General features: G+C 68.8%; 6 protein-coding genes. 4 read left to right on the top strand and 2 right to left on the bottom strand.

What is annotated here, in order from left to right:
* Positions 1–45: 45 nt before the first annotated feature.
* Together ACFVYF_RS23870 and ACFVYF_RS23865 are read right to left on the bottom strand one after the other, a co-directional pair.
* Complete coding sequence (locus tag ACFVYF_RS23870) at positions 46–723, bottom strand: potassium channel family protein (protein WP_389458333.1); 678 nt, start codon at positions 721–723, stop codon at positions 46–48.
* Positions 723–1,394, bottom strand: coding sequence for an NAD-binding protein (locus ACFVYF_RS23865; RefSeq protein ID WP_389458331.1), 672 nt, complete (start codon positions 1,392–1,394; stop codon positions 723–725). Before ACFVYF_RS23865 ends, ACFVYF_RS23870 begins: the two co-directional genes overlap by 1 nt.
* A gap of 380 nt (positions 1,395–1,774) precedes the next feature.
* Here ACFVYF_RS23865 and ACFVYF_RS23860 point away from each other — a divergent pair, with 380 nt between their 5' ends.
* The 4 genes from ACFVYF_RS23860 to ACFVYF_RS23845 all read left to right on the top strand — a co-directional run bounded on the left by ACFVYF_RS23860 (position 1,775) and on the right by ACFVYF_RS23845 (position 6,542).
* Positions 1,775–3,826 carry an APC family permease gene (locus ACFVYF_RS23860; protein WP_389458329.1) on the top strand — a complete coding sequence of 684 codons (2,052 nt, stop codon included), beginning with the start codon at positions 1,775–1,777 and terminating at the stop codon, positions 3,824–3,826.
* A 93-nt stretch (positions 3,827–3,919) separates the two neighbouring features.
* Positions 3,920–5,248, top strand: a complete 1,329-nt coding sequence (locus tag ACFVYF_RS23855; protein ID WP_389458328.1) for a class I SAM-dependent RNA methyltransferase — start codon at positions 3,920–3,922, stop codon at positions 5,246–5,248.
* Positions 5,249–5,645: 397 nt separating this feature from the next.
* Entirely contained in the window at positions 5,646–6,017 is a 372-nt protein-coding gene (locus tag ACFVYF_RS23850) for a hypothetical protein (RefSeq protein WP_389458326.1), read from the top strand.
* 102 nt (positions 6,018–6,119) lie between these two features.
* On the top strand, positions 6,120–6,542 hold the full coding sequence (locus tag ACFVYF_RS23845) for a hypothetical protein (protein WP_389458324.1): 423 nt from the start codon (positions 6,120–6,122) through the stop codon (positions 6,540–6,542).
* The last annotated feature ends 57 nt before the right edge of the window (positions 6,543–6,599 follow it).

Below are 6,599 nucleotides of genomic sequence, written 5' to 3'. Positions count from 1 at the left end.
CCCTGAGATCTCAGGGCGCCCCTTCGGCGTACGCACGTCCGAGAGTCAGCTCGTCGCGTCCTCGCGGCGCACCGACAGCAGGTCCTCCAACTGTTCCTCGCGGGCCTGCGCGGCCACGAAGAGGAGCTCGTCGCCCGCTTCCAGGGAGTCGTCCCGGGAGGGGGTGAGGACGCGCGTACCGCGGATGATCGTGACCAGCGAGGTGTCCTCGGGCCACTCCACGTCGCCGACCCGGGTCCCGGCCAGGGCGGACTCCGGCGGCAGGGTCAGCTCGACGAGGTTGGCGTCGCCGTGGCTGAAGCGGAGCAGGCGGACCAGGTCGCCGACGCTGACGGCCTCCTCGACCAGGGCCGACATCAGCCGGGGGGTGGAGACGGCGACGTCGACACCCCAGGACTCGTTGAAGAGCCACTCGTTCTTCGGGTTGTTGACGCGGGCGACGACCCGCGGGACGCCGTACTCGGTCTTCGCGAGCAGGGAGACGACCAGGTTGACCTTGTCGTCGCCGGTGGCCGCGATGACCACGTTGCAGCGCTGGAGCGCGGCCTCGTCCAGGGAGGTGATCTCGCAGGCGTCGGCGAGCAGCCACTCCGCCTGCGGGACGCGCTCGACCGAGATGGCGGTCGGCGCCTTGTCGATCAGAAGGACCTCGTGCCCGTTCTCCAGGAGCTCGCCCGCGATCGAGCGGCCCACGGCACCGGCACCGGCAATGGCGACCCTCATCAGTGACCGGTCTCCTCTTCAGGGCCCTCGGCGAACGCCGCCTCGACCTTCTCGACGTCGTCCGAGCGCATCATCACGTGCACCAGGTCGCCTTCCTGCAGCACCGTCTGCGAGGTGGGCAGGACCGCCTCGCCGAGCCGGGTCAGAAAGGCCACGCGTACGCCGGTGTCGTCCTGGATCCGGCTGATCTTGTGGCCCACCCAGGAGGCGGAGGCGTGCACTTCGGCGAGCTGTACCCCGCCGGTGGGGTCGCGCCACAGCGGCTCGGAGCCGGAGGGGAGCAGCCGGCGCAGCATCTGGTCCGCCGTCCAGCGGACGGTGGCGACGGTGGGGATGCCCAGGCGCTGGTAGACCTCGGCGCGGCGGGGGTCGTAGATACGGGCCGCGACGTTCTCGATGCCGAACATCTCGCGGGCCACCCGGGCGGCGATGATGTTGGAGTTGTCACCGCTGGAGACGGCGGCGAAGGCGCCGGCCTCCTCGATGCCCGCCTCGCGCAGGGTGTCCTGGTCGAAGCCGACTCCGGTGACGCGACGGCCGCCGAACCCGGAGCCCAGCCGACGGAAGGCGGTGGGGTCCTGGTCGATCACGGCGACCGTGTGCCCCTGTTGCTCCAGGGTCTGGGCAAGAGCGGAACCCACTCTTCCGCAGCCCATGATGACGATGTGCACGACCGTCCTTCCGGTGTCAACAGATACGGCTCAGTGGAACAGGGTCTCAGACCGCCGCCCAAGCTACACACGCACGGTCAGCCGGGGGCACCCCTGTGCACGTCCGCCTGCGGGTTTTCCGCGATCACCGTCGGCTGATGCTGCGGACGCTGACAAGAGTCAGGATTCCGAGGCCGACGAGTCCGGCGGCTGCGCCGATGAGTTCCGCGGTCGCATGCATGGAGCCTCCGTAAGCGGTGTGGGACGGGGTTTTGTCATATAGGCATGCGGATCCGCGTGACTACGGAATCCGCAGCGGGAGCGGCCGGGGATTTCACTCAGAGGGCAGATGCCGGGTGGCGGGTGGGCGCGCGCCCGTTCGAACGCTTACGATCCTCTGCGTGTCCAAACTGACCGACGTGCCCAAACGGATCTTGATCGGGCGCGCACTGCGCAGTGATCGGCTCGGAGAAACGCTCCTGCCGAAGCGCATCGCACTCCCCGTCTTCGCTTCCGACCCACTCTCCTCCGTCGCGTACGCGCCCGGAGAAGTGCTGCTGGTCCTCTCCATCGCGGGCGTGTCGGCCTACCACTTCAGCCCGTGGATCGCGGTCGCGGTCGTCGTGCTGATGTTCACGGTCGTCGCCTCCTACCGCCAGAACGTGCACGCGTATCCGAGCGGTGGCGGCGACTACGAGGTGGCCAACACCAACCTGGGCCCCAAGGCCGGCCTCACGGTCGCCAGCGCCCTGCTCGTCGACTACGTCCTCACCGTCGCCGTCTCCATCGCCTCCGGCATCGAGAACCTCGGCTCCGCCGTCCCGTTCGTGGTCGAGCACAAGGTGTCCTGCGCCGTCGCCGTCATCGTGCTGCTCACGCTGATGAACCTGCGTGGAGTCAAGGAGTCCGGAAAGCTCTTCGCGATTCCGACGTACGTCTTCGTGGCGGGCGTCTTCATCATGATCGCGTGGGGCGCCTTCCGCGGTCTCGCCCTCGGGGACACCATGCGGGCGCCGACCGCCGACTACCACATCAAGGCCGAACACCAGGGGCTCGCAGGCTTCGCCCTCGTCTTCCTGCTCCTGCGCGCCTTCTCCTCCGGCTGTGCCGCGCTCACCGGTGTCGAGGCGATCTCCAACGGTGTGCCGGCCTTCCGCAAGCCGAAGTCGAAGAACGCCGCGAGCACGCTCGCCGCGATGGGCCTGCTCGCCGTCACCATGTTCTGCGGCATCATCGCCCTGGCCATGGTGACCAAGGTCCGCATGGCCGAGAACCCGGCGGCCGACCTCTTGCACAACGGCGTCGCGCTCGGTTCCGGCTATGTGCAGAACCCGGTGATCTCCCAGGTCGCCGAAGCCGTCTTCGGCAAGGGCAGCTTCCTGTTCATCGTGCTGGCGGCGGCCACCGCGCTGGTCCTGTTCCTCGCGGCCAACACCGCGTACAACGGCTTCCCGCTGCTCGGCTCGATCCTCGCCCAGGACCGCTATCTGCCGCGCCAGCTGCACACCCGCGGCGACCGGCTCGCCTTCTCCAACGGCATCGTGCTGCTCGCCGGCACGGCCACCCTGCTGGTCATCATCTACGGAGCCGACTCGACCCGGCTGATCCAGCTCTACATCGTCGGCGTCTTCGTCTCCTTCACCCTCAGCCAGACCGGCATGGTGCGGCACTGGAACCGCCACCTGGCCACCGAGACCGACCAGGCCAAGCGCCGCCACATGGTCCGCTCGCGGGCGATCAACACCTTCGGCGCCTTTTTCACCGGGCTCGTGCTGGTCGTGGTCCTCGTCACGAAGTTCACGCACGGTGCCTGGGTCGCGCTGCTCGGCATGTGCATCTTCTACGCGACGATGAGCGCGATCCGTAAGCACTACGACCGGGTCGCTGAGGAGATCGCCGCCCCCGAGGGCCCCACCGACGACAGCGTCCGCCCCTCCCGTGTGCACTCCGTCGTACTGATCTCCAAGATCCACCGCCCGACGCTGCGCGCCCTCGCGTACGCCAAGCTGATGCGCTCCGACACCCTGGAGGCGCTCAGCGTCAACGTGGACCCCGCGGAGACGAAGGCCCTGCGCGACGAGTGGGAACGGCGCGGCATCGACGTACCGCTGAAGGTCCTCGACTCGCCGTACCGCGAGATCACCCGGCCCGTCATCGAGTACGTGAAGGGACTGCGCCGGGAGTCGCCGCGCGACGCGGTCTCGGTGATCATCCCCGAGTACGTCGTCGGCCACTGGTACGAGCATCTGCTGCACAACCAGAGCGCCCTGCGCCTCAAGGGCCGGCTGCTGTTCACACCCGGCGTCATGGTGACCTCCGTGCCCTATCAGCTGGAGTCCTCCGAGGCCGCGAAGAAGCGGGCCCGCAGGCGTCAGGAGTGGAGCGCGCCCGGTGCGGTGCGCCGCGGACCGGCGCAGGAGCGGACGAAGGAGACCCCGGGTTCGAAGCGCTGACGTGCTCGTGGTGAGCGGCCGGGTGACGTCCACGTAGACTGGTGGGCTGTTGTCCGGCCGTTCCCCCTTTTTCGCACCTGGAGTCACCCCGCCATGCAGGCAGAACCGAAGACGTCGCTGGTGGGGGAGGAGTACGAGGTCGAGATCGGCCCCGTCGCCCACGGAGGGCACTGCATCGCCCGTACGAGTGAGGGCCAGGTCCTCTTCGTCCGGCACGCGCTGCCCGGTGAGCGGGTCGTCGCCCGGGTGACCGAGGGCGAGGAAGGGGCGCGCTTCCTGCGCGCGGACGCCGTGGAGGTCCTCACGGCGTCGAAGGACCGCGTCGAGGCGCCCTGTCCGTACGCCGGCCCCGGCCGGTGCGGCGGCTGCGACTGGCAGCACGCGAAGCCGGGCGCACAGCGCCGGCTGAAGGGCGAGGTCATCACCGAGCAGCTGCAGCGGCTCGCGGGCCTCACGCCCGAGGAGGCCGGCTGGGACGGCACCGTGATGCCCGCCGAGGGCGACAAGCTGCCGGCCGGCCAGGTCCCCGCGTGGCGCACGCGCGTGCAGTACGCGGTGGACGTGGACGGCAACGCCGGGCTGCGCCGCCACCGCTCGCACGACGTCGAACCGATCGAGCACTGCATGATCGCCGCCGAGGGTGTCAGCGAGCTGGGCATCGAGCAGCGCGACTGGTCCGGCATGGCGTCCGTCGAGGCGATCGCCGCGACCGGGTCGCAGGACCGCATGGTGATCCTGGAGCCCCGGCCCGGAGCCCGGCTGCCCCTCGTCGAACTCGACCGGCCCGTCTCGGTCATGCGCGTCGAGGAGCACGACGGCGGCATCCACCGCGTGCACGGCCGCGCGTTCGTGCGCGAACGCGCCGACGACCGTACGTACCGCGTCGGCAGCGGCGGCTTCTGGCAGGTCCACCCGCAGGCCGCCGACACCCTGGTCAAGGCCGTCATGCAGGGTCTCCTGCCGCGCAAGGGCGACATGGCGCTCGACCTGTACTGCGGCGTCGGTCTCTTCGCGGGCGCGCTGGCCGACCGCCTCGGCGAGAAGGGCGCGGTCCTCGGCATCGAGTCGGGCAAGCGCGCGGTGGAGGACGCCCGGCACAACCTGGCCGCGTTCGACCGCGTCCGCATCGAGCAGGGCAAGGTCGAGGCGGTCCTCCCGCGCACCGGCATCAGCGAGGTCGACCTGATCGTCCTCGACCCGCCCCGCGCGGGCGCCGGCAAGAAGACCGTCGAACACCTCGCGTCCCTGGATGCCCGCCGCATCGCCTACGTCGCCTGCGACCCGGCGGCCCTGGCCCGCGACCTGGCGTACTTCCGCGACGGCGGCTACAAGGTGCGGACGCTGCGGGCGTTCGATCTGTTTCCTATGACGCATCATGTGGAGTGCGTGGCCATTTTGGAGCCTGCTGCGAAGGGTGCTTGACCTGCGGCTTTGTGGCTCCGGATGGTCGACCGACCTGTTTCCCTGCATGCAGCGGGTCCAGTGGATGGATCGATCCTGAAGGTTGCCTGACCTGCGATTTCCTGAGGGAGATGGTCGCTTCGGCGGCCCTTCAGGGGTTCTTTCGAGGAATCTTGACGCTCGACCGACGCTTGTTTCGGGGCTCTGAGCGTCACTGGGGCCATCGCGGGGTGATCTCGGTATCTCGCACCACACCAGGCAGCTCAGTTCTCGGAGTTCTCGATGCGGTTCGGGCCGGTGAGAGCGTCGCAGATGCCCCGGGTGACTCGGGGCTGTCTCTTCGGTCGCATTTTCCGATACGTGCTCAGGCGGACATCTGCGTGCTGTGGCACGCTCATCGACACTGGCTGTCGCACGTATGGCCGGGATGCAAGCTCCACAGCTGGCGGAGTGGGACCCTCCAGCCGAGGAGCTGTACGACGACACGGTGCCACCGCTCTTCCTCGGCATGGCGGGGGCAGCCCGTCATCCTGACGAGCTGCTCGACCCACCGGAGCCGTATCCGCAGAGCCCGCCCGCCCGCTCCGACATGCTCAGCGATCAGCCGACACTCGAGGACCACCTCGTCATGCATGACACCCGGGTGATGCACGGGTGGCTAAGCGAGAAGACCAGCCACGTGGCGTGGCGCAGGTTCCGCGAACACGGCCGCACACTGCTGGTCGCGAAAGCCAACCGCACTCCGGCGGAACATGCCCTCGGCTGCGACATCATCTTCTACAACGTCTAGCGGCACAGCCTGGTCCTCGTCCAGTACAAGAAGCTCGACGCCGAACGAGGCGGCTTCTACTACCTGAACAGTGACCGGAACCTCGCCAAGGAACTGCTATGCATGAGAAGCCTGGACCGGTACGCGGAGATGCAGGCCGGCCTGGCCGACGAACAGCGGCTGGACTCCAGCCCGAGCTGGATCAAGCTCTGTCATCCGCGTTCCGTGCTGCCGCACACGACGGAAATGATCCACGGCATGTACTTCTCTCGGCGGCAGTTCGAATCGCTGCGCGACGACGCCCGGCTGAACGACGGGCGGGGCGGCGCTGTCCGGTTCGGCTACAAGAACGTCCCGGCCTACCTGGACAACACGCTGTTCACACGTCTGGTGGAGACGGGCCAGATCGGCACCACCGGTACAAGCACCGACCTCGTGCGACAGCAGGTCATCCGTAGCTTCCGAGGACAGCGCAACCTCGTGCGCCACCCTGAGCGGGGAGGAGGCGCCTCAGTCGGCACGGCGCAGCGCAGAGCAGGGCGATGAATATCGAGCCCCCGTGTGACGACTGGTCGACAGCCGACCGGCGGTAACCGGTCGTCG

Origin of the sequence: Streptomyces sp. NPDC058274, assembly GCF_042881375.1 — a bacterium.
Lineage (GTDB): Bacteria > Actinomycetota > Actinomycetes > Streptomycetales > Streptomycetaceae > Streptomyces.
Note: the sequence above shows the minus strand (reverse complement) of the source record. Positions and strands in the feature narration are given on the sequence as shown.

Coding starts and splice junctions, on each gene's coding strand:
- ACFVYF_RS23870 (WP_389458333.1), bottom strand. CDS start 723: ATGAGGGTCGCCATTGCCGGTGCCGGTGCCGTGGGCCGCTCGATCGCG.
- ACFVYF_RS23855 (WP_389458328.1), top strand. CDS start 3,920: ATGCAGGCAGAACCGAAGACGTCGCTGGTGGGGGAGGAGTACGAGGTC.
- ACFVYF_RS23850 (WP_389458326.1), top strand. CDS start 5,646: ATGGCCGGGATGCAAGCTCCACAGCTGGCGGAGTGGGACCCTCCAGCC.
- ACFVYF_RS23845 (WP_389458324.1), top strand. CDS start 6,120: ATGAGAAGCCTGGACCGGTACGCGGAGATGCAGGCCGGCCTGGCCGAC.